At 65.5% G+C, this 24,247-nt stretch carries 23 protein-coding genes; 15 read left to right on the forward strand and 8 right to left on the reverse strand.

Going from position 1 to position 24,247, the window contains the following annotated elements; all coding sequences use genetic code 11:
- Positions 1 to 125: 125 nt before the first annotated feature.
- Both ACIG5A_RS06905 and ACIG5A_RS06910 read right to left on the reverse strand, forming a co-directional pair.
- Entirely contained in the window at positions 126 to 2,411 is a 2,286-nt protein-coding gene (locus tag ACIG5A_RS06905) for a molybdopterin guanine dinucleotide-containing S/N-oxide reductase (RefSeq protein ID WP_397238561.1), read from the reverse strand.
- A 96-nt stretch (positions 2,412 to 2,507) separates the two neighbouring features.
- Positions 2,508 to 2,837, reverse strand: a complete 330-nt coding sequence (locus ACIG5A_RS06910) for a rhodanese-like domain-containing protein (RefSeq protein ID WP_397238563.1) — start codon at positions 2,835 to 2,837, stop codon at positions 2,508 to 2,510.
- A gap of 88 nt (positions 2,838 to 2,925) precedes the next feature.
- Between ACIG5A_RS06910 and ACIG5A_RS06915 the strand changes: the two genes are divergently transcribed.
- Positions 2,926 to 3,405: a MarR family winged helix-turn-helix transcriptional regulator gene (locus ACIG5A_RS06915; RefSeq protein ID WP_397238565.1), complete on the forward strand. Its 480-nt coding sequence runs from the start codon at positions 2,926 to 2,928 to the stop codon at positions 3,403 to 3,405.
- Between the two features lie 169 nt (positions 3,406 to 3,574).
- The gene (locus ACIG5A_RS06920) at positions 3,575 to 5,875 is read left to right on the forward strand and encodes an MMPL family transporter (protein WP_397238567.1); all 2,301 of its coding nucleotides are present in this window, start codon (positions 3,575 to 3,577) and stop codon (positions 5,873 to 5,875) included.
- 19 nt (positions 5,876 to 5,894) lie between these two features.
- Here ACIG5A_RS06920 and ACIG5A_RS06925 read toward each other — a convergent pair whose 3' ends face one another.
- From ACIG5A_RS06925 to ACIG5A_RS06935, 3 genes are all read right to left on the reverse strand, one after another.
- A complete protein-coding gene (locus ACIG5A_RS06925) occupies positions 5,895 to 6,125 on the reverse strand; it encodes a hypothetical protein (protein ID WP_397238569.1) in 231 nt (76 codons plus the stop codon).
- A gap of 161 nt (positions 6,126 to 6,286) precedes the next feature.
- Entirely contained in the window at positions 6,287 to 7,669 is a 1,383-nt protein-coding gene (locus tag ACIG5A_RS06930; protein WP_397238571.1) for a bifunctional lysylphosphatidylglycerol flippase/synthetase MprF, read from the reverse strand.
- A gap of 833 nt (positions 7,670 to 8,502) precedes the next feature.
- Positions 8,503 to 9,210, reverse strand: coding sequence for a TetR/AcrR family transcriptional regulator (locus tag ACIG5A_RS06935; RefSeq protein WP_397238573.1), 708 nt, complete (start codon positions 9,208 to 9,210; stop codon positions 8,503 to 8,505).
- A gap of 143 nt (positions 9,211 to 9,353) precedes the next feature.
- Here ACIG5A_RS06935 and ACIG5A_RS06940 point away from each other — a divergent pair, with 143 nt between their 5' ends.
- Positions 9,354 to 10,283, forward strand: coding sequence for an NAD-dependent epimerase/dehydratase family protein (locus ACIG5A_RS06940; protein WP_397238576.1), 930 nt, complete (start codon positions 9,354 to 9,356; stop codon positions 10,281 to 10,283).
- Between the two features lie 73 nt (positions 10,284 to 10,356).
- Positions 10,357 to 12,078, forward strand: a complete 1,722-nt coding sequence (locus ACIG5A_RS06945) for a GMC oxidoreductase (protein ID WP_397238578.1) — start codon at positions 10,357 to 10,359, stop codon at positions 12,076 to 12,078.
- A 4-nt stretch (positions 12,079 to 12,082) separates the two neighbouring features.
- On the opposite strand, the gene ACIG5A_RS06950 is transcribed toward ACIG5A_RS06945, so the two are convergent.
- The gene (locus tag ACIG5A_RS06950; protein ID WP_397238580.1) at positions 12,083 to 12,763 is read right to left on the reverse strand and encodes a transcriptional regulator; all 681 of its coding nucleotides are present in this window, start codon (positions 12,761 to 12,763) and stop codon (positions 12,083 to 12,085) included.
- Between the two features lie 186 nt (positions 12,764 to 12,949).
- Positions 12,950 to 13,849 (reverse strand): helix-turn-helix transcriptional regulator, encoded by a 900-nt coding sequence (locus ACIG5A_RS06955; RefSeq protein WP_397238582.1) that lies wholly within the window; start codon positions 13,847 to 13,849, stop codon positions 12,950 to 12,952.
- A 590-nt stretch (positions 13,850 to 14,439) separates the two neighbouring features.
- Here ACIG5A_RS06955 and ACIG5A_RS06960 point away from each other — a divergent pair.
- Positions 14,440 to 15,342: a hypothetical protein gene (locus ACIG5A_RS06960; RefSeq protein WP_397238584.1), complete on the forward strand. Its 903-nt coding sequence runs from the start codon at positions 14,440 to 14,442 to the stop codon at positions 15,340 to 15,342.
- 21 nt (positions 15,343 to 15,363) lie between these two features.
- On the opposite strand, the gene ACIG5A_RS06965 is transcribed toward ACIG5A_RS06960, so the two are convergent.
- Complete coding sequence (locus tag ACIG5A_RS06965; protein ID WP_397238586.1) at positions 15,364 to 15,792, reverse strand: hypothetical protein; 429 nt, start codon at positions 15,790 to 15,792, stop codon at positions 15,364 to 15,366.
- Between the two features lie 383 nt (positions 15,793 to 16,175).
- On the opposite strand from ACIG5A_RS06965, the gene ACIG5A_RS06970 reads away from it, so the two are divergent.
- From ACIG5A_RS06970 to ACIG5A_RS07015, 10 genes are all read left to right on the forward strand, one after another.
- A complete protein-coding gene (locus ACIG5A_RS06970; protein ID WP_397238588.1) occupies positions 16,176 to 16,568 on the forward strand; it encodes a 3'-5' exoribonuclease domain-containing protein in 393 nt (130 codons plus the stop codon).
- A gap of 529 nt (positions 16,569 to 17,097) precedes the next feature.
- Positions 17,098 to 17,493 carry an HIT domain-containing protein gene (locus ACIG5A_RS06975; protein ID WP_397238590.1) on the forward strand — a complete coding sequence of 132 codons (396 nt, stop codon included), beginning with the start codon at positions 17,098 to 17,100 and terminating at the stop codon, positions 17,491 to 17,493.
- A gap of 87 nt (positions 17,494 to 17,580) precedes the next feature.
- Complete coding sequence (locus ACIG5A_RS06980; RefSeq protein ID WP_397238592.1) at positions 17,581 to 17,859, forward strand: hypothetical protein; 279 nt, start codon at positions 17,581 to 17,583, stop codon at positions 17,857 to 17,859.
- Complete coding sequence (locus ACIG5A_RS06985) at positions 17,850 to 18,134, forward strand: hypothetical protein (RefSeq protein ID WP_397238594.1); 285 nt, start codon at positions 17,850 to 17,852, stop codon at positions 18,132 to 18,134. Before ACIG5A_RS06980 ends, ACIG5A_RS06985 begins: the two co-directional genes overlap by 10 nt.
- 95 nt (positions 18,135 to 18,229) lie before the next feature.
- Entirely contained in the window at positions 18,230 to 19,486 is a 1,257-nt protein-coding gene (locus ACIG5A_RS06990) for a hypothetical protein (RefSeq protein ID WP_397238596.1), read from the forward strand.
- Positions 19,483 to 19,641: a hypothetical protein gene (locus ACIG5A_RS06995; RefSeq protein ID WP_397238599.1), complete on the forward strand. Its 159-nt coding sequence runs from the start codon at positions 19,483 to 19,485 to the stop codon at positions 19,639 to 19,641. The genes ACIG5A_RS06990 and ACIG5A_RS06995 overlap by 4 nt, the downstream gene beginning before the upstream one ends.
- 971 nt (positions 19,642 to 20,612) lie before the next feature.
- Positions 20,613 to 21,395, forward strand: a complete 783-nt coding sequence (locus ACIG5A_RS07000) for a hypothetical protein (RefSeq protein WP_397238847.1) — start codon at positions 20,613 to 20,615, stop codon at positions 21,393 to 21,395.
- A 38-nt stretch (positions 21,396 to 21,433) separates the two neighbouring features.
- A complete protein-coding gene (locus tag ACIG5A_RS07005; RefSeq protein WP_397238601.1) occupies positions 21,434 to 22,159 on the forward strand; it encodes a hypothetical protein in 726 nt (241 codons plus the stop codon).
- 278 nt (positions 22,160 to 22,437) lie between these two features.
- Positions 22,438 to 23,448 (forward strand): hypothetical protein, encoded by a 1,011-nt coding sequence (locus tag ACIG5A_RS07010; RefSeq protein WP_397238603.1) that lies wholly within the window; start codon positions 22,438 to 22,440, stop codon positions 23,446 to 23,448.
- Positions 23,436 to 24,191, forward strand: a complete 756-nt coding sequence (locus ACIG5A_RS07015; protein WP_397238605.1) for a hypothetical protein — start codon at positions 23,436 to 23,438, stop codon at positions 24,189 to 24,191. Before ACIG5A_RS07010 ends, ACIG5A_RS07015 begins: the two co-directional genes overlap by 13 nt.
- Positions 24,192 to 24,247 lie beyond the last annotated feature (56 nt).

Consider the following 24,247-nt stretch of genomic DNA (forward strand, 5'->3'; position numbering starts at 1 on the left):
CCCCCGGTCGAACACCACGACCGAGGGGCTAGAGGTTCCGCGAACTACGCTGTCCCCATTGACCTCTCGGCCGCCTTACCGGGCATACGCTATGCCGGGCTTCTGAAACCCGGCCGGTCGGAACGTCACTCGGTGGTTGCCGGGGGCCGGTTGACGCTCAAATCCGGTGCGGGGCCGGTGAATTGCTCGATTTGGACCAGTGACAGCTGGCCCGAGGAACCCTGGCTGAGGCGGGACGCGGGGCGGTCGGCGGTGAGAACATTCGGGTTGCCGTGGCGGCAGAACGTCGGATCGCTCGGGTCGGGGTCGTACCAGGCGCCGGTGGCGAGTTGAGCTACGCCAGGGCGCACCGCATCCGAAACGACCAGCCCCGCAAGGCAACTGCCACGATCGTTGAAGATACGCACCAGGTCGCCATCGGCGAGCCCGCGCGTCGCGGCGTCATCTGGGTGCAGGCGAACCGGTTCGCGCCCGGCGACCTTGGTGGATTGGCTGTGGGCGCCGATGTCGAGCTGGCTGTGCAGTTTGGATTTCGGCTGGTTGGCCACCAGTTGCAACGGGAATCGCGCCGCCAGTGGGGAGCCGAGCCATTCCTGTGGTTCGAGCCAGACCGGGTGACCGGGGCAGTCGTCGTAGCCGTAGCCCGCGATGGTCTCGGAGTAGATCTCGATCTTGCCGGTCGGGGTGCCGAGCGGGTTGCGGTCCGGATCGGCGCGGAAGTCGGCGCCGAGGATCTGATCCGGATCGGGTACCGGGAGCTCGATCGGGTCACCCGCGAGGAAGGTGTCGAAATCGGGTAGCTGGTTACCCGCCTCGGTGAGCCGGTCGTGCCATTCGCCGTAGAGGTGGCGCAACCATTCGCCCGCCGAGCGGCCCTCGGTGAATTCCTTTCCGGTACCGAGCCTTTCGGACAGTGCGGACAGGATCGAGTAGTCGTCGCGTGCCTGGCCGTGCGGTTCGGTGAGTGTACGCATCGGGAAGAAGTTCCGGTCGTTCTCCCCCGCGCCGAAATCGTCGCGCTCGATGGACATGGTCGAAGGGAGCACGATATCGGCGTGGCGGGCGGTGGCGGTCCAGAACGCGTCGTGCACGACCACCGTGTCCGGACGGGTGAACGCGGTGCGCAACCGCGCCAGATCCTGGTGATGGTGGAACGGATTCCCACCGCACCAGTACACCAACCGGATATCGGGATAGGTCAGGTGCTGACCGTTGTACTCGTATTCCTGCCCTGGCCCGAGCAGCATGTCGGCGATCCGCGCGACCGGGATGTAGGTCTGCACCGGGTTGACGCCCTGCGGGAACCGCGGCACCGACATGCCGCGCGCGGGCTCACCGACGAACTGGGTCGAACCGTAGCCGTGGCCGTAACCGCCACCGGGCAGGCCGATCTGGCCGAGCATGGCCGCGAGCACGACACCGAGCCACAGCGATTGCTCACCGTACTGGGCCCGCTGCAACGACCAACTGGTGGTGACGAGCGTGCGGGCGGCGGCCATCTCGCGCGCCAGCGCACGGATCCGCGCGGCGGGCAAGCCCGTGATCGGCGCGGCCCACTCCGGATCCTTCACCACCCCGTCGGCCGTCCCACGCAGATAGCCGGCGAACCGGTCGTAGCCGACCGTGTACTTCTCCAGAAATGCCTTGTCCGCCAACGCTTCCGCGTCCAGCACCTGGGCCAGCGCGAGCATCAGCGCGGCGTCGCTGCCCGGCCTGGGCGCGAGCCACTCCGCCTCGGCCTCGGCGGGGGTGTCGTCGCGCAGCGGGCTGATCGAGACGAACTTGCAGCCCCGCGCCCGCGCCGCACCGATCCAGCCACGAGTGTTGTGCCGGGACACTCCGCCCGGGGTGACCGCGGCGTTCTTCGGCGACAGCCCGCCGAACGCGACCACCAGCTCCGAATGTCGGGCCACCGACGATTTCGAGGTGGCACGCGACATCACCCAGCCGACATCACCGATCACGTACGGCAGCAGCACCGTCGACGCGCCGAGGCTGTAGCTGTTCACGTGGCGCACATAGCCGCCGAGGCAGTTCAGGAACCGATGCAGCTGGCTCTGCGCGTGATGGAACCGGCCCGCGCTCGCCCACCCGTAGGACCCGCCGTACACCGCGTCCGCGCCGAATTCGCCGTAGACCCGGCCCAATTCGCCCGCCAGCAGGTCCAGCGCCCGCTCCCAGGAGACCGCGACGAACGGCTCGTCACCCCGGCCCGCACCGCCCGGCCCGCGCTCCAGCCAGCTCTTGCGCACGTAGGGCTGGTCGATCCGGGTCGGGTGATGCTGCGCCGAGGCGATATTGCCGATCAGTGGCATCGGTTCCGGATCCCCGTGCCACGGCCGCACCGAGGTGAGGCGCTCCCCATCGCTGGCGGCCTCGAATGCTCCCCAATGCGTCAGATGCGTGGTCATTCAACCCACGGTAGACCGCGCCTACGACAACCCCTATAGCAGTTTCCGCTCGCCGCGGCAGGCGCCCGCCGCGGCGAGCGGGCGCCTCGAGGCGGCTCAGGCGCCGGATTCGACCGGCAGGCCCGCCTCGGTCCAATCCTGAATGCCCGCACGGTAAGCCCGCACGTTCGTGTACCCGAGGTTGCGCAGCTTGGCGGCGACCTGCTCGCTGTTGTGGCACGCCAGGTTCGAGCAGTAGGTGACGATCGCCGCGCCCCGATCCGGCAGCAGTTGCGCCGCGCGCGCGGTCACCTCGGCCTCGACCAGCGGCACGGCGCCCGGCAGGTGCGCCTTCTCGTAGTAGCCCGCGCCGAGCGTATCGAGCACCGTCACCGCGCCCGCCTCGATCGCCGCGGCCAGTTCCGCGCGTTCGATGACTGTGGTCATGAGCGTTCCTTCCTCCAAAGCACAATTTATGTGCGTGCACACGCTATTACATGCGTGTGCACGCACGCAAGTGGGTAAGATCGGCTCCGTGGTGCACTCGGACAATCACCGTCGCGCGGCCGCCCATGCGTGGTCGGCCCTGCTGCGCGTCCACGCGCGGCTCGTTCCCCGACTCGACGCCGACCTGCGGCGCGCCCACGGGCTTCCCCTCGCCTGGTACGACGTGCTGCTCGAACTCGACGGCGTCGACCCGCTCCGCATGACCGACCTCGGCGAACGCGTGGTGCTCAGCCGAACCCGAGTCAGCCGATTGGTCACCGAAATGGCGGCCGCCGGACTGGTCACGCGCGAATCCAACCCCGACGACGGCAGATCCGCGTTCGTCGCCATCACCGAGACCGGCCGCACCCGGTTACGCGAAGCCGCGCCCCGCTATCACGCAGGCATCGCCGAGCGCTTCGCCGACCGCCTCGACGACGACGAACTCGCAGGTCTCGCAACAACACTCACCAAGATCCTCGGCCCCGCCGAACTCCCCCTCCCCGGACGGAACGTAACGCGCGAGTAGTTTGCGGAGAATTCTCAAACATGGTCGATCCAAAACCGCCTGTACCGTTGATGCCGGGCACCACACGGGTGCACCCTCGGAAAGGATGCGGCCCTTGCTGATCGGCGCAGCGGAGCACTGGACGCTCCCGGCACAGTCCCTCGCCCGCCGCCCGCAAGGAGTTCTCTAGATGTTCGCGCGCTGGGGCAACCTGGTTCATCGCCTGCGCTTCGCGGTACTCGCGATCGTCGCCGCCGGGCTACTCGCGCTCGGCGCCTACAGCATCGGCCTCGACGACCATCTCAGCTCCAGCGGCCTCTACGACGACACCTCGGAATCGGCACGCGCGGCACGCATCTCCGACGAGGTATTCGGCCGCAACCACGAAGGCGACGTCGTCGTCCTCTACACCGCGCCCAAGGACAAAACCGTCGACGACCCCGACTTCGCACGCAAGATCGTCGACAACCTCAACAGCCTGCCCCGCGACTACCCCAACGAGATCCTCGGCATCAACGGCTCCTACTGGCGCACCGAAACCGGCAAACTCAGCAGCGGCCGCGCCGCCACCGACGACAAGAAATACGCCTTCGCCGCCATCGCCATCCGCGGCGACGACGACACCACCATGGTGCGCAACTTCCGAAAGGTCAAGGACGCCTTCTACATTCCCGGCGTCGACGTCCAAGTCGCCGGACTGCAGGCCATCGCGGGCACACTCACCGACACCATGAGCGACGACCAGCACCGCATGGAACTGCTCGCCATCCCGGCCGTCGCGGTGCTGCTGTTCTTCATCTTCGGCGGCCTCGTCGCCGCCGCGCTGCCACTGATCGTCGGCGGGCTCACCGTGCTCGGCGCACTCGGCATCGTCCGCGTCCTCACCACCTTCACCGAGGTCAATTCCTTTGTCGTCGGCGTGGTCTCGATGATCGGACTCGGGTTGGCCATCGACTACGGACTGTTCATCGTCAGCCGATTCCGCGAAGAACTCGCCGAGGGCTACGACACCCGCACCGCCGTCAGGCGATCACTGATGACCGCGGGCCGCACGGTCGTGTTCTCCGCCACCATGATCGTCGCCAGTCTCGGTGGCCTGCTGCTGTTTCCGCAGGGCTTCCTGAAATCCATGGCTTACGGCGCGATCGCCACCGTCAGCCTGGCCGCGCTCACCGCCATCACCATCCTGCCCGCCATGCTGAGCATCCTCGGCCCGCGCGTGGACATGCTCGGCCTCAAGCGCTTCCGCACCACCCGCTCCGCCGAAGAAGTCGAGAACGGCGCCTGGGGCCGCGCCACCCGCTGGGTGATGAAACGCCCACTGCGCGTCGCGATCCCGCTGTGCATCGGCCTGTTCCTGCTCATCGTTCCCATGCGCAACCTCGTCTTCGGCGGCATGAGCGAAACGTATCTGCCGCCGGACAATCCGACGCGACTGGCGCAGCAGAACTTCGACAAGGCCTTCCCGTTACGGCCCACCGACCCGATCCAAATCGTCTTCCTCGGCACGGATACCAATAAGATCGCCGAGGCCTGGCAGGAGGCCAACCAGGCGCCCGGACTCGCCGAAAAGTTCAGCGCGCCATCACACAACCCGCCGCGCCGCGACGTCTACCGCTCGACGGCCAAACTCATCGACTCCGCCAAGGGCGGCACCACCATCGAATACCTGCGCGCCATGGACATGCCCGACGGCGTCACCATGCTCGTCGGCGGCAAACCCGCGCTCGAGAAGGACAGCATCGACGCACTGCTCTACCGCATCCCGGTGATGATCGCCGTCGTACTGTTCATCACCACGCTGCTGATGTTCCTCACCTTCGGCTCCCTGGTGCTGCCCATCAAGGCCGCGCTCATGAGCGCGCTCGGATTGGGTTCCACCCTCGGCATTCTCACCTGGATCTTCATCAACGGACACGGCTCGGGGCTGCTGAATTTCACCCCGCAGCCCATCATGGCGCCGGTACTCGTGCTGATCATCGCGATCATCTACGGCCTGTCCACCGACTACGAGGTATTCCTGCTCTCCCGCATGGTCGAGGCACGCGCACACGGCGCGAGCACCACCCAGGCCGTCAACGTCGGCACCGCGCACACCGGGCGCATCATCACCGCCGCCGCGCTGATCCTGCTCGTGGTGACCGGCGCGTTCGCCTTCTCCGACCTGGTACTCATGCAGTACATCGCCTACGGCATGATCGCGGCGCTGATCATCGACGCGACCATCCTGCGCATGCTGCTCGTCCCCGCGATCATGAAGCTGCTCGGCGACGACTGCTGGTGGGCGCCGGCCTGGATGAAGCGTATCCACGCGAAATTCGGTCTCGGCGAGCCGATCCTGCCGAGCGAGCTGCGTCCGGGCACCGAGCTGGTCGACCTGGTGGAGACCACACCGATCACCGATCCGCCCACCGTGACGCTGCCCAAGCTCAACCACGCACGGCAGGAGGTGGGCACTTTCGCCCAATCCCTGCCGGACCCGCGCCGCTGATCAGTTCACCTGGCCACGCTCACCTACGAGCGTCCGGTGGATAGGCGGTCACCGTACCGGCGACACCAGAAATCACACTCGGGCAATCGAATACGTCCGAGTAGAACTTGTCGCCGTACGCGTGGTGGCACGTCAACCGCGACGTGGGTGCGTCCTGCGGTTCCGCCATCGCCGCGCCCACCGCGATCCCCGATCCGAGCAGCGCGACCACCGCGGTCGTACCCAGCCATTCCCAGCGCGCGATCGTCATTCGAACCCCCCGTGTTCGCCAGCGGATCGATGTGCGAGGCCCCCTGCCCTCTGGAACACAATCGATCAACATCAATCATTCGCCGCGGAACACCCGGATGCATCCCACCGGATCACTCAGTGAACCGATGGCGCATCCGCGCCCAATCTCCTTGTCGCGCTTCAGTACTGCTTGCGATGCGGCACGAACTCCAGCGTGAGCATCGCGGCGGCCGCGATCAGCACCTCGCGCCAGCGGATCAGCGCGTACCGCTGATCGGCCAGCGCCTGGAACTTCCGCAGATACCGGTACAGCGACTCCAGCCGGATCAGGGGGTCGCCCAGATGCACCGCGACATAGATCAGCTTCGCCGTCCGCGAGCGCCGCTTGTCCGCGAACAGCTCGGGAAACGCCGCGAACGCCAACGAGATCCGCTGCACGCCATTGCCCTTCGCATAAGCGATGAGATCGATCACCATGCGCTCGTCGAGCCCGTTCGGCGCGTCCTTGCGCCGCCACGGCACATCCAGGCTCAGCTCACGCCCGCCACCGGCGATACCGTAGCGCTGGAAGCCGACCACCCGACCATCCGCATCACGCGCAAGCACGATCAGCATCTCCGGATTACGCCCGTCGAGCAGATGATCCAGGATCATCGAAAAACCGCGGCTCTGCCTGCCCGCATGCCATTCGTCGACAATGCCGAGCAGCTCCGCGCGCAGTGGCCCGGGTAGTTCACCCTCCCGGACGATCTCGGTGCTGACACCGAAATTCTTCGTCCGGCTCACCGCCTGGCGCAGATTGCGGAAGCGCCGCCCGACCATCGCGAAGGTGTCCACGTCGATCACAACGTCGCGCCCGATCGGCACCGGATGCAGCCCGCGATGTTCCAGCGCGCGGTAGCGCCACACCTCGGCCAGCTCCGGACTCGCGCCGAGCACCGCGATCCGCCACCCGTGGCTCATCGCGAATTCCGAGAACTCCGTGACCAATTCGGCGAACGCCGCCCGATCCCCGATCGGATCGCCGGCCACCACCGCGATACCGAACCGGGCACGGTAGGCGATCGCCGCCGTCGCGTTCCCGTTGAAGTAGTAGCTCTTCGACGAATGCATCGCGAACGGCGCGAGCGGATCCTCCGTCGTCCTGGCGACCAGCGCCGCCACCCGATGCAGCTGCTGCGGCTGCGGCCTGCTCGACTGCGGCAGCACCAGAATGAAACCGCTCGAGGCCAGGAAGAAGAACCCGACCCCGGGATGCTGCGCCCGGTAGGCCACATTCGCCGCCGCGAGCACGAACACCGCGATCGTCAAGTGCGGCAACGTGATCGGGCGGCGCAGATGCAACCCGCGCGCCACGAAGACCCCGGCAAGCGACACCGCGACGAACCAGCTGTGGTTCACGCCCTCGTGCATCCCGCGTACCGCCGAATACACCAGCACCAGGCTCAGCACCAGCAGCACCGCGGTGAGCACCGCACGCAACAGGGGCGCGGTCGTGAACGAGGTCTCCCGATAGGCCGTCAGCGTCGAATTCCGCTGGACGATCCCCCGCTGCTCACCCACGGCGCCCCCCGCCGTCGCCCTGACGCTCACTCGTCACGGTGATCCTCCCGTATCTCCCATTCCCACCACTCACTATGCGCCACCGCACAGACGAAAGCCCAGCACCGCGCCACACAACGACCCGGCGATCCCATCGCGACGAACCCACACCAACCACCCGCCCACTACGCCCCGCCGACCCTCTTCTCTTCCTGGCTGGCGAGTACTGACGAAGATCTACCTCATCGTGAACGCACCCTGTCGGTCGAGTTATTTCTATGATGAGCTGACATGCGTAGATGCGCATATCTACGTAGGATGATGTTTTCTATCTATTAAAGCATCGCCAAGACGGGCCCCGCCCGGTTCACGACCTCAGCACCCCCAGCGCGGCAACCTCGCCCACTTCTCCACCTCCACAACATCTCTCACCGCTCCCCCGCCCTGGCATGCCCGCCCGGGCTGCCGTCGCCCTCCCCCGCCACAACCCGAATTCGATGGCCACGCTTCCCCATCCATGCGCCGCCCCCGACAGCCTTCGCCGCGCGCAGTCGGATGGCGGTCGACACGCCCATGAGGTGCCGCCATCTGACTACCCTCGACAAAATCCCGGCACCACAGCACTCCCCCCGCCCACCTCGAGCGGGCGCCTTTCATCGAACGCAGTCGAATGGCCGCATGCCCCCGCGTGTCGTCGGCCATTCGACTGCACTCGGCGAATCCCGGCACCGCAGCACTCCCTTGCCCACCTCGGGTGGGCACTCTTCGTCGAGCGCAGCCGAATGGCCCTACTCCCTTGGCGTGTCGTGGGCCATTCGACTGCGCGCGGCGGGATGCGCGGCGGCGCGGGTGGGTCAGTCGCGGAAGCCGAGTAGTTCGAGTTGGGCGTCCAGTTGGAGTTCGAAGACGGCGGCGCGGTCGGTGAAGGTGTCTTTCCCGTACATGTCGAAGATGTCGAAGCTGACGGCGCCGAAAAGACCGGCCCAGGCCGCGAGTCCGCGCGCGACGAGCCAATCCGGCAGCGCCATACCGAAACCCTCGTTGATGGCGGCGAAATCGGTTGTCAGTGGCGCGGATGCGCGCACCGTGCGGGACGGCTCACTGAGCACGCCCGCTTCGTAGGCGTTCTTGATCAGCACGAGCAGCGCGGCGATCACACGGATGCCGGGGCCGGTGGTCTGGTCGGCGGGCGCGTCGTAGCCGGGCACGGGCGTGCCGAACAACAAACCGTAGCGGGCAGGCTCGGCCAGCCCCCAAGCGCGAACGGTGCGGCCCAGCACGCGAATTCGCTCGGCCGGGTCAGCGGGCGCCGCCGCGACCGCGGCGTCAACGGCATCACCGAGCGCGTTGTAGCCGTCGACCACCAGCAGCGTCAGCAGTTCGTCGCGACTGCTGACGTAGCGATACACCGCGGACGACACCACGCCGAGATCGCGCGCCACCGCGCGCAGGGACAGCGCGGCCGCGCCATCGGTGGCGAGATGGTCGCGACCGATCCGCACGATATCGGCCATCGTCTGGGCACGGGCGCGGGCGCGCGGTGTTGTCGGTGTCGTCGGCATAGGGACACCGTGCATCAGCTGGAGAGCGATGTCAACAAATGAGAGCATCGCTCTTGACACGCACAGCCGGGCGGGGCATGCTCTTCGCAATGGAGAGCAGCGCTCTCAAAAGTGGGCGCAAGCCCTCCCGAAAGGATCTACCCATGTCCGACCTGCACATCGTCGTCGGCGCAGGCCCCACCGGCACCACCGTCGCCGAGCAACTGGCCGCCGCGGGCCATCGGGTCCGCATACTCACCCGCTCCGGCAGCGGGCCCGAGCATCCGCTCGTCGACCGTCGCCGGGTGGATGTCTCGCAGCCGCAGCAACTTTCGGCCCAGTTCGACGGCGCGGTCGCGGTGTACCAGTGCGCAGGCGGTTCGCGGTACGCGACCAAGGTCTGGGCGGCCGAGCTCCCCGCCGTGGACAAGGCGGTCATGGACGAGGCGGGGAAGTCGGGCACCGTCGTGGTGTTCGCGGAAGGCCTGTACTCCTACGGCCGCGTCGACGGCCCGATCACCGAAGACCTCCCCCGCCCCGGCGGCTCGGGCAAGGCAGGCGTGCGCGCCCAACTGCTCCGGGCCCGTGAGTTGCACGCCACCCCAACGGTCAGCGTCGCCGCCTCCGACTTCTTCGGGCCGCACGTGCGCAGTTCGCTCGCCGGCGAGCAGCTGTTCGTCCCGATCCTCACCGGACAGACCGTCAAGGTCTTCGGCAAACTCGATCTGCCGCATTCGTTCACCTACCTGCCCGACCTCGCCACCGCGATGATCCGCGCGGCCGCCGATCAGTCCGTCTGGAACTCGGTGATCCACGCGCCGACCGCGCCCGCGCCGACCCAGCGCCAGGTCATCGACGCGATCGCCGCGGCGGCCGGACGCCCCGCGCCCAAGGTGCTCGCCGCACCGGTGCTGATGATGCGCCTGATGGGCCTGACCAACGAGCTGATGCGCGAACTCGCCGAGATCGGCTACCAGGTCGATCGCCCCTTCGTGCTCGACTCCACCGCGACCGAGCATCGCCTCGGCCTGCGGCCGACGCCGCTCGACGAGGCCGTCGCCGCCACCGTCGCCTGGTGGAAAACCCAGCTCTGAGGCCGATTCCCGGGTCTTACTACTCGGGAGTAGTGTTACCGGGGTCACTGGCGACACGATCGAGGAGTTCCACATGGACCAGCGGACGACGGATTTCGACGTCCTCATCGTCGGCTCCGGGTTCGGCGGCAGCGTCAGCGCGCTGCGGCTGGTGGAGAAGGGGTACCGGGTCGGCATACTCGAGGCGGGGCGGCGCTTCGCCGACGACGAGCTGCCGAAAACCAGCTGGGACCTGCGCAACTTCCTGTGGGCGCCCAAACTGGGCTGCTTCGGCATCCAGCGCATCCATCTGCTGCGCGATGTGCTGATCCTCGGCGGCGCCGGTGTCGGCGGCGGCTCGCTCAACTACGCGAACACGCTGTACGTGCCGCCGGAGCCGTTCTTCCAGGACGCGCAGTGGCGCGACATCACCGACTGGCGCGCCGAGCTCACCCCGTATTACGAACGGGCCCAACGCATGCTCGGCGTGGTCCGCAACCCGCACATGACACCGGCCGACGAGGTGTTCAAGCAGGTGGCCGAGGATATGGGCGTCGGCGACACCTTCGTGCAGACACCGGTCGGGGTGTTCTTCGGCGAACCGGGCAAGACGGTGGCCGACCCGTACTTCGGCGGTGTCGGCCCCGAGCGCACCGGCTGCGTCGAATGCGGCGACTGCATGGTCGGCTGCAAGTTCGGCGCGAAGAACACCCTGGTGAAGAACTACCTCTACCTTGCGGAACAGGCCGGGGCGCAGGTGATTCCGATGACGACAGTCACCGGCCTGCGCCCGCACCCGGACGGCACCTGGGACGTGTCGACCGCACGCACCGGCGCCTGGGTGCGCAAGCGTCCCGCCACCTACACCGCCGCGCAGGTGGTGCTCGCGGCGGGCACCAGGGGCACCCAGCAGTTGCTGTTCGCCATGAAGGACAAGGGCGTACTCCCCGAGCTGTCGGATCGGCTCGGCGTGCTCACCCGCACCAATTCCGAATCGATCGTCGGCGCGGCCACCAAGAAGGTCACGCCGGGAGTCGATTTCACCAAGGGCGTCGCGATCACGTCATCGATCCATCCCAGCGCGGACACCCACATCGAACCGGTCCGCTACGGCAAGGGCTCGAATGCGATGGGGCTGTTGCAGACGCTGATGGTCGACGGCGGCGGCCGGATTCCGCGCTGGCTGCGGTTCCTCGGCCTGGTGCTGCGCCATCCCGTCGAAATGGTCAGCTTCCTGAGCACCAAGGACTGGAGCGAGCGCACCATCATCTCGCTGGTGATGCAGCACCTGGACAATTCGATCACCACCTACACCAAGCGCGGGCTGTTCGGCCGCAAGCTGACAAGCAAACAGGGCCACGGCGAACCGAATCCGACGTGGATTCCGATGGGCAACAACGTCACCCGGCGGGTGGCCGAGAAGATCGGCGGCATCGCGGGCGGCAGCTGGGGCGAGATCTTCAACATCCCGCTCACCGCACACTTCCTCGGCGGCGCGGTGATCGGCGCGGATCCGCGGCAGGGGGTGATCGACGGCTATCACCGGGTATTCGGCTACCCGACGCTGAGCGTGGTGGACGGCGCGGCGGTGTCGGCGAACCTCGGCGTGAACCCCTCGCTCACCATCACCGCGCAGGCCGAGCGCGCCGCGGCCTACTGGCCGAACAAGGGCGAGCTGGACACCAGGCCGTCGCAAGACGCTGGCTACCAGCGCATTTCACCGGTGGCCCCCAATAAGCCCGTGGTGCCCGCGAGCTCCCCGGCCGCACTCGTGCTGCCGATCGTAGAGATCAGGGAGACCCCGGCCGCCGGATAGGCCGTCAGACAGCAGCGGCCGCGTGGGCCATGGCGCGGTGCTCGACCCACGGGCGCTGACGGTCCTCGGTGGACATCGCGAGCAGCCGGTGCAGCTTGGCCCACTCGACCTCGCCGTTCGGGGTGTAGACCTGGACCCAGGCGCCGGTGACGGCGGGCAGGGTCATGCTGGTGACGAACATGTCGAGATCACCGACGGCCAGGTTGCGGATGTGCTTGGTCCGGCTCACCGGAACCGCGACATCGTTGCGCTCCCACAGCGCCGCGAATTCGGTACTCTCCGAGCGCATCTCCTCGATGAACTGCTGCCAGCTCGGGTCGTCCAGGTTCTTCGCGTAGGCGCCGCGCAGGTAGGCGACCATCCGGCGCAGATCGTCCCAACTGTGCTGATAGACGTTGCAGCACTGCGGAGTCAGGAACACCCGGCGCACGATATTGCGCTCCGCGACCAGGAAGCCCGGGCACAACGCCTCGTATGAGCTGTTGAAGGCGAGCACGTCGTAGCGCGCGCTCAGCACCGCGCCGGGCAGCGGATCCAGATGATCGAGGATGGTCTGGATCTCCTCGGGCAGTGGATCGTTGGTGTACACGCTCGGCACCGTCGGCACGTCGGCCAGCCGATAGATATGCGCGCGTTCGGCCTGATCGAGGCCGAGCGTACGCGCGATCGCATCGAGCACCTGCACACTGACATTGATCGCCCTGCCCTGTTCGAGCCAGGAGAAGTTCGGAAAGGTACGTCGATAGCAGCTGGCTAGTGTTGATATTTTTCAGGCAATCACGACGCTACGCTGTAAATATTTCTGTCGTAGATCTTTCGCCGGCAACCTCTCGGACGCATGCCGGCTGCACCCCGGCATCCCCTCATCCAGCTATCCGGCAACGTGAGCCATCTCGCGATGTTCAATCCAGGGCCTTTGCCGCTCATCACTGCTCATCGCGAGCAGCTGATGCAACTTTGCCCATTGCGCCTCGTCGGTCGGGGTGTAGATCTGGACCCAGGCGCCGGCGACGGCGCGCAAGGTCATGCTGGTCACGAACATCTCCAGATCACCGACCGCAAGATTGCGGATGTACTTGGTCCTGCTCCGTGGGACCGCGACATCGTTGCGCTCCCACAACGAAGCGAATTCGGTACTCTCCACACGCATCTCCTCGATGAACTCCTGCCAGCCCGGATCGTCCAGGTTCTTCGCGTAGGCGCCGCGCAGATAGGCGACCATCCGGCGCAGATCGTCCCAACTGTGCTGATAGACGTTGCAGCACTGCGGAGTCAGGAACACCCGGCGCACGATATTGCGCTCCTCCACCAGGAAACCCGGGCACAACGCCTCATAGGAGCTGTTGAAGGCCAGCACGTCGTAACGCGCACTCAACACCACACCGGGCAACGGATCCAGATGATCGAGGATCGTCTGGATCTCCTCGGGCAGCGGATCGTTGGAATACACGCTCGGCACCGTCGGCACGTCGGCCAGCCGATAGATATGCGCACGCTCGGCCTGATCGAGGCCCAGCGTCCGCGCGACGGCATTGAGCACTTGAACGCTCACATTTATGCTGCGCCCCTGTTCAAGCCACGTATACCACGTAATCCCGATCCCGGACAGCTGCGCGACCTCTTCCCGCCGCAGTCCAGGGGTGCGCCGCCGCGGCCCCGGCGGCAAACCGACATCCTCCGGAGTGATCCGCGCACGCCGCGACTTCAGGAATGCACCCAACTCAGCGCGCCGCGCCTTCCGCACCGCCTGCACATCGACAACCCCAGCCATACCGCCATCCTTCCGGAAGTTGCTAGCAGCATCCAGGTGGTGTCAGTACTAGTTTTCACTCCATACGGGTCGGCCTCCCTGACTTCTGGCAGAGCCAACGGGATTCGGCTTAAATGGGTGTAAGGGGTGGCGCGCGGCAGGCGAAGTCATTCGAGGACCACCGATGCACAACTCGCTCACCAGTCAACCTGTCGCTGACCAAGGTCCAGCGGCCCAGCCGAGCCCGATCAACTCATGACCCGGAAGCCCCACGGCAAGCGGGAATCTCCTCAAGTCGCGAACCCGTCATCCCCGCACAGGCCAGCCCATCATCCGGTCACCCGTCAAGGCAAGCGCTCCAAACTCCGCCGACCGACAACCGCAGACGATCGTCGGCGCCGCGACTGGACAAAGGAGGAGCTGCGGCACATCGACGAAACCCTCGAGCACCTCGCAGGACCACTCTCCGAAAGACAAATCACATTGCTCCGGCGATGGTGGCACAACGGCTATCAGGCATCAAACGACTGAGGGAGTGGTCGCGGAGCCTCGCCTCGTCCATCTCGGTATTCGATCTACCAGTGCACAGTCCGAGCCTCACATGACAGTTATTGGGAATCAACGGGTTTGTCACGCTCCAGGACTTCTCCCATCAGATCCGTCCAACGACACCCGTGGTCGATGAAACGCAGCGGCCCGACATCCTGGATCATCCTGCAACGCCCCTACGAGACCCTCGACGGGAAGCCGCCGACATTCCTATCGTCGGCGATACGAGCATGCTCTCGCGCAACGTGTCCGATACCCTGATAGTCCGCGCAACACCCGTCATCGAAACCGCTGTCAGCCTTCACCATCCGACTCGCAGCACGAATGCATCGGGAGGAGCAGCTATGGATATCTCGTGCCCACAGTGCCAGCGAGTCGACCTCGTGCAAAGCATCCCGGCCTTACACGCCGACGGCGTCTCGACCAGCTACAGCACCCATCACTACTCCGGAGTCGGCATTGCCTCCTCCGGCTTCGTACCCGTGTTCGGCACAACGACTACCGAACGCCTGCATGCATCACAGCTCGCGCGCACCCTCGCGCGTGAACCATACGTTCCACCTCCGACCAGACCCGTCATGATCGGATTGCTCGGCACGATCCTGATTCTCGCGGCGGTACCGCCGTTCATCTTCATCGTCCAGGAACCCGGACCGATCCTCACCCGCATCGTCGCGGTGATGTTCGCACTGATGCTGCTGGCCATCGCCGCGTCACCAACAGCGATCGCATTCACCATCGCGGTCAAACGCAGCCGCCGTTCCAGTGAGATCGCCTCCGGCCGACGCGACGCGCACACGGTATGGAGTGCGGGCTACTACTGCCATCGCTGCGGCGTCACATTCTGGCCAGCAGCTCCCACGCCATGGATTCAGCCACGGCGGGCCTTCACACCCCATGATTTCCGCTGGCTAGTGTGGAACGCTGGCCGATTCCACAGACCGCACCTGGGCGGGCGGCGCTGATCAAATCTCCGAACGCAGGACCTAACCGGGATTGTTCGGCTCGGACCGAGACAGGCTCACCGCCCGCAGGCTCGTTTCCACAGCTTCGTGCCGAGCTAAAGATACGGCACGTTGGGCCGCGGATTCATTTGGCCTGGTGGCCTGTTCGGCCGTATCACTGCCTCGGGTTTTGGCCAGGAGTTGGCGAACATCCCTCGGTGTCGCCTCGAGTAGCTCGGCGATCTCATCCACATTCCGGCCTTGAGCGTGCATGGCCGCGGCGGCGCCTGCCTGGCTGCGTTGATAGCCGTCAATCTCTTCGGCAGCCGCTGATCGGACATCCTCGATCTGCTGATGCAGCGCCGCTACGTCCTTGTCCCGCTGTGCCTCGACCCGCATGATCGCCTGCCAGGCGCCGATATAGTCCCGAACCGCGCCGCCGACGATCCGCTCCCTCTCGCGGGCCTTCACCCTATGAGACCGTGCTCGGTCTCGTGCGCGGTCGAGCCGAGCAATGACTTCTGGCGAGCGTTCAATCTTCGTTGGAAAGTTACGACGTCTATTGGTGCTCCGCATGGCAGCTCCACGTTTCTGCCCGTGACGCCCAACCCCTGCCCCCACGGTACCGCCTGACCGCTGCCCCCTGCTCCCCTTGACCACCTACCTGCAGCGACCGACGAACAGGACAGGATCAGCCCGCGCGAGCTGTTTCCGCCCCGCGAGCTAGCCTCCGGCGTCGCGGTGGACCGTCTGGCTCATACGAGCTTCGGCGTCCGCGTCGCGTTGAAGATGCCGAGCCGCCTCGCTCGTAAATTCTTCTGGCGCAATCATTTACATATGACGAATGGAGTGACATGAGGTACTGGTACCACACCGAGTTCCTCGAGAACGGGGCCACGATCGAGCTCATCTCGATCGGAATAGTCGCCGAGGATGGACGTGAATATTACGCGGTCAACGCCGACGCGACATGGGATCGCATCGCTCAGCATCAGTGGCTTTCTCGCAATGTCATGCCACATCTCGGTGACGGACGTGTCCCGCAGCACGTCATCCGCATGCAGGTGGAGCAGTTCCTGCGTCATGCCGTCGGCACGGATCAGCCTGAGGCACCAGAGTTGTGGGGTTGGTACGCCGCCTACGACCACATCGCCCTTGCCGCAACTGTTCGGCACGATGGTCGACTTCCCGGATTGGTTGCCGATGCGGACCAACGATATCCGCCAAGAACAGCAACGCCTTGGTGATCCCTGCCTCCCGGCGCCATGCGGTCGGCTGCATAACGGGCCCGACGACGCACGCCACACACGGGCTCGGCATCAAGCGTTGATCGAGTTCGCACAAGCCACTTCGCCATAAGCTGCCACAGCGACACGAAACCGACAGCCACCAAACAACTCCGGCGCATTCCCCAGAACGCAGGTTCTTAGCCGCAACAGCGGCAAAGGCAGTATCGGTAATCACCAGGCGTACATGCTGTTCGATCCCAGGGCGCACATCACCTCCGAAGAATCGTCCCAGAGATGACAACTCACCGGACGCGCACTGACCTGACTCGCGCAACATCAGCCCCTGCACCACAGGTCCAAAGCGGCATCCAACTCCCATCACACAACCATCTGGAGGCAATCCCATGACCGATCTGCCCTGCGCCACTACGGGTCGTCGAATCGACTGCAGGACGCCGGATCGACAGCGCATCCACGTCCGCGAACTTGGCCAGCCGATTTCGGACACGCGCCCGGCCGACCGCCGCACCCGACAGCTGGCCTCGCATTGAGCGCGCCCTCGTGCCTCTTCTGCCACCCTGACGACGCGAGACTGAACAGCATTGCCGGACAACACGGCACCGTCTATGCCCGCTGGGACAACTACCCCGCCAGCAAAGGTCACCTGGAAATCGTCCCGCTCCGTCATGTCGAGTCCTACTTCGACCTCACAACCCGCGAGGTACACGACATGCACCAGCTCGCGTGCGCGATGAAAGACCTTCTCGAGCGCATGTACCGCCCCGACGGATACACCCTCGGCATCAACGACGGCCAAGCCGCCGGCCGTAGCGTGCACCACCTCCACCAACACATCATCCCCCGCTGGCACGGAGACGTCCCCGATCCCCGCGGCGGCATCCGCCAAATCTTCGCCAACTGCGACCCAGACGCGTGGCGCTGACGGTTCCTCGCCCGAGACCCCCGAGTGAGGGGCCACAACCCACGGATTCCGCGACCCGCCAATCCGTTTGAACCGATTGGAGATCACATGGCCGACACCCCCACACCTGTCGAGTCGCCGAGTGGCCAGCGCGCCGAACCTCGCCCCGGCGACATCCTGATGCTCTTCCGCCTCGAGGAAGACGGCACTGCCTCGCCACTAGCCGCCCAGAACGCGATCCTCGCGGCTCTGCGCCAGGCTGGGCTGCTGCCCGCCGACAAGTCCAGCGACCCTAGCGATGCTGCCGACATCGCGGGCTTCCGTCGTCGCGGGCGTCTTCAGACCCCGGTTGTCCGTCGCTTCGGCCGCCTCGGCGGTTGGCGCTGATGTCCAGTGCCAGCGTGAAACCGAACGCAGTCACACACGAGCCGCGCCTCTGCGGGTGCGGCTGCAGGAAGCTCACAACCGGTGAGTTCCGCCGCGGCCACGATCTGCGGGCCATCCGCGATCTGATCCGCAACATGTTCGCCGGATCGCCCCGTCGCCTGATCGACTACGTCACGTCCATGGCCGCGCAACACGGTCTGCCCAACCCCCTCACCGGTGAGCTCCAACCCTGGCCACGACGATTGATCGATACCCTTCCTGACCTCGAACTCTGATGACACCACTCGACTTTCGGACGAGCACCGTCATGGAGCCGCTGATTTCCCGGAGCGCGAGGCGTTACCCACTGAGTAGTGAAGGGAGCCGTCTGATGTCCGATCCGCTGGACGGACTGTTCGCTCTGCCCTCACTATTCGCTGATGGAGCCATTCCCGTCTGCTGGTCTTACGGTATGGGGGTCGAAAGCACTGCCGGGCTGGTACGGATGCTGATCGAACCATCGTTTCGGCCGCCCCAGCTACGTGGCGACTTGTCGAATTTGATTGTCATGGTTGCTCAGACCGGTGACGAGTGGACCAGCACGTGCGATCTGGTCGCCACTCATGTCCTGCCGTTGCTGTCTGATCGGAAGGTCCGATTTATCGAGGTCGCTCGTGCGGGCCCTTCGGCGGCGGATGGGATTGTCGTGCTGCAGGATTCGAGGTCACCGACTGTGCTGCATCCCGATCCACTGGTCGACGGTTTCTATGCGCTCAGCGCCGAGCATCGCTCCAACGGAGTTTTGCCGACGCTTGGTGGCACGAGATCTTGTTCCGCGAAAGCCAAGGGTATGCCTTTGGATCGGTGGCGTGCAACACATTTGGTCCAGCAACCCTACCTGCATGCGGTCGGGTTCAACGCTGAGGAATTGCGTCGTATCGAGAAGGATTCCTCGGTGACGATGGGAGGACAGCGCCACCCGATCTATCCTTTGCATGCAGCGGGATGGTCGCGCGAGCGATGCCAGGGCTATCTGTTTGGCCTGTTCGGGGTGTGGTGGCCCAAGTCCTGTTGTCGTCAATGCCCTTTCATATCGCAGCGCGGCTGGCCTGAACAGCTCGACCGATTCCAGGCCGCACCAGCCGAGGCGTTCGAGCATCTCGTCGATGAGTACGTGGCCATCGCGCTCAACCGGAAGTCCGGATTGTTCGGCCCCGGCAAATCGTTGACCGACCGTCTGCGTCGTGACGGCGCCGAGCAGGTCCTCGCCCTCGCTGCTGCGGCACTGGATCGCTGTGGGTGGGCGGTCTATCGCGTTCGACGCTGCTACAGCGGGCCTGCCAACGCGTGGCGAGCGGTGGAGACGATCTTTCGCGGCAGCCGTGCCGAGGCCACTGCGTTCCTCGACGAGCTCGCCGCTCATTTGCGGATCTGCCCGAGCTCCGATGGCGAACACGTCCGGATCTGGCTTACGCATCCGTGCACCACGTACCCGCGAGTCGAGGAGTTCGTTACTGCTGCTCCGGATTCAGTCGTCGACAAGAAACGTCCCGGATTCGAAACCCGCTGGCACGGGCACGCGGGTGCGCGGTTGCTCGCCACGGAACAAGCAATGCACACGTTCGCCGAAACCCTAAGCGCCGCATGATCGGCACCTACTGCCGCATCGGATGCGGGCCGGATCCCCCGTATCGCGCCATCGACGTGGTTACCACTGCCACACACCCCGACGCGGCCAAGGAGCTGTTGGTTCAGGCAACGCTCACCGAATGGCTTGCCCAGTTTCCGATGCTTGGCCCCTGATTCAGCTACACACCGGTGCGCGGACCGAATTGTCGACGTAGACAGACACCTGTCGCTTCCACATGATTGATGTTCTTGCTTTGCAAGGCATTCCATCCATCGGCGATGCTCAAGCCAGCTGGCCGACATACACAACGCTAGGCTTGCCCCCGCTGCAGGTCACTGCAACTCGTGCAGGCGCGCCAGGATGCGCCAGGAACCCACTGATGGTCGCGACGTCGATGGCATCGGTACTCGTTCTGCGGGCTCATCGCCCACGTCGACGGCCGCACAGGCAAGGCAGAGCCCGACGACATCGCAGGCGGATGAGGCGCGACTGATCGGGTTCAGCGCGAATCGCGATGCGCGCCAGATTTATTGTCTGCCACGAACGGCCCTGGCAGCCATGGGCGCCAAACTCGATGCGCTCGGCCGGGCCGGACGACAGTGGTCCTCGACCGATTGCCGCTCCCCCGCACCTCAGTATGCGTTGTTCCCCGAAGTCCCCCATGTGAATCGTTGAACGCCAGTCCGGAGCGAACGGGCTGGCGTTCTTTCTTTTCCGGAAGGAGCGCTGTCATGCCCGAAATGCCGGTTGAGGTGGCCTGCACGATGTGCGCGAGCCGCGATCGCGGTGACCGGTATCCGGTTCAGGGCCAGCCGATCTGCGGGAGGTGTTTGCCGAATTTGCCGCGATGCGCAGGCTGTAGCGGGTTCGCGCTCACCGTGACCCCGACGGCTGAGGAGGGACAGCTGTGTTCGGACTGCACAGCCAGGTGGCGCGAATGTGTGTCGTGTCACGGATTGGCCGCCCCCCCCGGATCCTGACCGACCGTGATGAAACGGTGTGTTCGCGGTGCGCGCGAGCGTTTTTCGACTTCTGTTTCCGATGCTCTTGCTACACCGCGAGCAGTCGCTACGTCTCCGGCGGGCATCGGGCCTGCCCACGCTGCGCGGAAATGTTCGAGCCCTGTCTGGACTGCGGAACGTTGGTGCGCGAGGACCGCTTGTGTGATTGCTGCGCGCATCCCTCGCGTGTATGGAGTTACGGCTACAAGCCGGATCCGCGGTTCCATGGGACGGGTCCGCTGTATCTGGGGATGGAACTGGAGATCATCGTCCCGGACTCCCGGTATAGCGAGTGCGTCGCCGTCGCCAGTGATCATCTCGGTGGTCTGGGCTATTTGAAGCACGATTCCTCGATCCGGCCCAGCGGTTTCGAATTGGTCACCCATCCGATGTCCTACCGGCACGCGATCGATCACTTCCCGTGGCCGATGCTGGCGGCGTTGCGGGGGCTGGGGTGCCGCACCGATTCCAGTGTGGGGCTTCATGTGCACGCCAGCCGTGACGGGTTCGATTCCCCGGCGCATGTATATCGGTGGATGAAACTGCTGTACCGCAACGAGTCCGCGGTCACCACGCTCGCACGGCGCCGCTCCCGTTATGCGCCGTTCGACCGCGCTGCCCGTGCCCGCGTCAAGGACACCGCCAAGGGCCACCGGCCCGGGGTCGGGCTTGATCGGCATCAGGCCATCAATCCCTACCCGCGCAGCACTTTCGAGTTGCGGGTGTTCGCCAGTTCCCTCGATAGCCGATGTGTGCAGGCGGCGTTGGCGTTGACCGTTGCCTCCATCGAATACACCCGCGGTCTGCGGGTGGCCGATGTGCGCGCGGGTGGGTGGGAGTGGTCGCGCTTCGCCGCCTGGGTCGCTCACCACCCCGACTACCAGCCGCTGGCTGCGGAGATGGAGGACCTCGCGTGTGCTTGCTGACCTACTTTCCGCCTGGCGTCGCACCAGATCGGGCCGCGTTGGCGGTCGGTGCGGGCGTGAACCCGCATGGGCACGGGTTCGGCGTCATTGTCGGTGATCGGATCATCACCGGCCATGGCATGGACGCGGCGGCGGTGATTGACCGCTTCGTCGCGGTGCGTCATCAATATCCGCAGTGGTCGGCATTGTTCCATTCGCGGTTCGCCACCCACGGCGCCCGCGATGTGACCAACTGTCATCCGTTTCCGCTTGGCGCGGATACGCGAACAGTGTTGGCGCACAACGGTATCCTGCCCAAGCGGGTGCACCCGCGCCCCTACGATCCGCGCAGCGATACCCGTATCGCCGCCGAGGACTATCTACCGAACGGGCCGTTCGGGTCGATCGACACCTACCGTGGCGCGCGTGGCCTGTCCAGCTGGCTGGGCAGTAGCAAGTTGGTCATCCTCACCGTCGATCCAGCTTACCGCTACAGCGCTTACCTGTTCGGGGAGCAGGCCGGTCAGTGGAGTGAGGGGATCTGGTACTCCAACACCAGCTACCTATCGCCGTCTTCCCGCGGGCTGGCACGGCATCGCCAGTATCTGTGCGGCGGATGCCAGGCCCTGGATCTGGACCGCACGGGCCGCTATTGCGCGCGCTGCGGCTGGTGCTTCGAATGCGCCACCGCGTTTCCTCACTGCGACTGCGTCGACCACGTCGCAGCATCGACCTCCTTCGGGTCCACCTCGGGTGAGGACCTGTCACCCCTGCTCCCTCGCTGACCTGTCTTTCAGAACCCCGGGCGTAGCCGTCAACGGCGACGCCCGGGGTTCTTTCGATTTCCACCGAAAGGGCCTCTGCTATGCCGGTTTCCACACGTACCACCACACACTGCTCGGACTGTTCACACTCCGTCCCAGCCTCGAACCTCATTGCCACCGCCGACGGCGAGAGCCTATGCCCGAACTGCGTTGGCGATCTTTTCGTCTGCGCCGAATGCTCCGGCCACACTCGCGCCCCATACCGCGGCGCCCGAGACCGGCTACTGTGCGCCCCGTGCGTGACGGGGTGGATCCAATGCGACAACTGCGACGCCTACAGCAACAACACCGTTGACGCAGCCGGCGGGCGCCGTATCTGCGAGGACTGTGTCCGCTGCCACCAAACATGTGACGACTGCCTGCTGTTGGCCGTCGACACCTATCGCATCGAGCGCGGCGACAGAGTCTGTATCAGCTGCCTCGAGGAGAACTATCACGAATGCGATAACTGCTTCACCTTGATCCCCCTCGACGACAACTCCTGCTCCGACTGCGATCACCCCGACCACGACGGCGTCCACCACTACGACTACAAGCCCACGGCTCGCTTCTACGGTGACGGTCCGCTGTTCCTCGGGCTCGAACTCGAAATCAAAACCCCCAGACAACGTTTCACCACTGCCGTCGACACCAGCCTGGACCACCTCGGCCGACTGGGGTATCTGAAAGAGGATTCCTCGATCCGTCCGTGCGGGTTCGAACTGGTCACCCATCCGATGAGCTACCAGTACGCGCGGACCCGGTTCCCGTGGCCGCTGCTGAACCGGCTGCGGCAGTTGGGCTGCTACACCGACGCCGAGGTCGGCATCCACGTCCACCTCTCGCGTGCGGGTTTCGGCTCCCCCGCCCACGCCTTCCGGTGGATGAAGTTCGTGTACCGCAACCAGGCCGCGGTCACCACGCTCGCGCGCCGCTCGTCCAGTTGGGCGGAGTTCACCCCGAAGGCCCGTTCCCTCAGCCAGGACTTCGCCAAGGGCGAGCGGGCCGGCGCCAAGCGGTATCAGGCGATCAACGTACTCCCCGAGGAAACCTTCGAGCTGCGGATCTTCGCCAGCTCCCTTCACCCGCAACAGGTTCAAGCCGCGCTGGCGTTCGCGGCGGCGTCAGTCGAATACACCCGCCACCTCAGCGCCGTCGACATCGCGCGCCGCCGCGGCTGGGAATGGAACGCCTTCACCACCTGGCTGCGCGCCCACCTGGACTACACCGTGCTTCTCACCGAACTGGAGGCCCTGGCATGTGCATCCTGACCTTCGTCAAACCCGGCATCAGCCCCGACCTCGACGCGTTGCGCGGTGGCGCCGTGGCCAATCCGCACGGGCACGGCTACGCCATTCACACCGGGCACACCGTGATGGTCGGGCGCGGGTTGGACGCCGACGCGGTGATCACTGAATTCGCTTCTCTGCGAGAGCGATATCCCGACGGGCCGGCGTTGTTCCATTCCCGCCTCGCGACCCACGGTCCACGTTCGGTGGACAACTGTCACCCATTTCGCCTCGGCGGCGACGCACGAACAGTGCTCGCACACAACGGGATTCTTCCCGAGAACGTGCACCCCGCTGCGGGGGATCTGCGGTCGGACACCCGCATCGCCGCCGAGGAGTTCCTGCCGAGCGGCCCGTTCGGCTCGCTGGATTCCTGGGCGGGGCGTGAACAGCTAGAGCGCTGGCTGGGCACCGACAAAATGGTGCTGCTGACCGTCGACCCCGCCTACAAGCATCCCGCCTACCTCTTCAACGAACGCCACGGGCATTGGGATCAGGGCAGCTGGTACTCCAACCGCAGCTACCTGTCCGAGACGTGGGCCACCGCAGGCTACACCTGGATGTTCTGCGACGACTGCGGCGAGTTCAACGACAACTCCGAAGGCCCCCACTGCTGGGTGTGCGGATTCTGCGCCGACTGCTCCCGCAGGTTCCCCAAATGCGTATGCCCGGAACTGGACGGTGAACAACGCTACGCCGACCTGCTCGACCTCGAATCCGCCTGAACCCGGCCACATCCACCACTCAAGGACATGCGCATCGGCAGTCCACGATGTCCCGC

It is taken from the genome of Nocardia sp. NPDC052566 (genome assembly GCF_044547285.1).
Lineage (GTDB): Bacteria > Actinomycetota > Actinomycetes > Mycobacteriales > Mycobacteriaceae > Nocardia.

What these genes read in the sequence shown, in the direction of transcription:
- ACIG5A_RS06905 (WP_397238561.1), bottom strand. Translation starts at nt 2,411, where the DNA reads ATGACCACGCATCTGACGCATTGGGGAGCATTCGAGGCCGCCAGCGAT.
- ACIG5A_RS06910 (WP_397238563.1), bottom strand. Translation starts at nt 2,837, where the DNA reads ATGACCACAGTCATCGAACGCGCGGAACTGGCCGCGGCGATCGAGGCG.
- ACIG5A_RS06920 (WP_397238567.1), top strand. Translation starts at nt 3,575, where the DNA reads ATGTTCGCGCGCTGGGGCAACCTGGTTCATCGCCTGCGCTTCGCGGTA.
- ACIG5A_RS06925 (WP_397238569.1), bottom strand. Translation starts at nt 6,125, where the DNA reads ATGACGATCGCGCGCTGGGAATGGCTGGGTACGACCGCGGTGGTCGCG.
- ACIG5A_RS06935 (WP_397238573.1), bottom strand. Translation starts at nt 9,210, where the DNA reads ATGCCGACGACACCGACAACACCGCGCGCCCGCGCCCGTGCCCAGACG.
- ACIG5A_RS06940 (WP_397238576.1), top strand. Translation starts at nt 9,354, where the DNA reads ATGTCCGACCTGCACATCGTCGTCGGCGCAGGCCCCACCGGCACCACC.
- ACIG5A_RS06945 (WP_397238578.1), top strand. Translation starts at nt 10,357, where the DNA reads ATGGACCAGCGGACGACGGATTTCGACGTCCTCATCGTCGGCTCCGGG.
- ACIG5A_RS06955 (WP_397238582.1), bottom strand. Translation starts at nt 13,849, where the DNA reads ATGGCTGGGGTTGTCGATGTGCAGGCGGTGCGGAAGGCGCGGCGCGCT.
- ACIG5A_RS06970 (WP_397238588.1), top strand. Translation starts at nt 16,176, where the DNA reads ATGAGGTACTGGTACCACACCGAGTTCCTCGAGAACGGGGCCACGATC.
- ACIG5A_RS06980 (WP_397238592.1), top strand. Translation starts at nt 17,581, where the DNA reads ATGGCCGACACCCCCACACCTGTCGAGTCGCCGAGTGGCCAGCGCGCC.
- ACIG5A_RS06990 (WP_397238596.1), top strand. Translation starts at nt 18,230, where the DNA reads ATGTCCGATCCGCTGGACGGACTGTTCGCTCTGCCCTCACTATTCGCT.
- ACIG5A_RS06995 (WP_397238599.1), top strand. Translation starts at nt 19,483, where the DNA reads ATGATCGGCACCTACTGCCGCATCGGATGCGGGCCGGATCCCCCGTAT.
- ACIG5A_RS07015 (WP_397238605.1), top strand. Translation starts at nt 23,436, where the DNA reads ATGTGCATCCTGACCTTCGTCAAACCCGGCATCAGCCCCGACCTCGAC.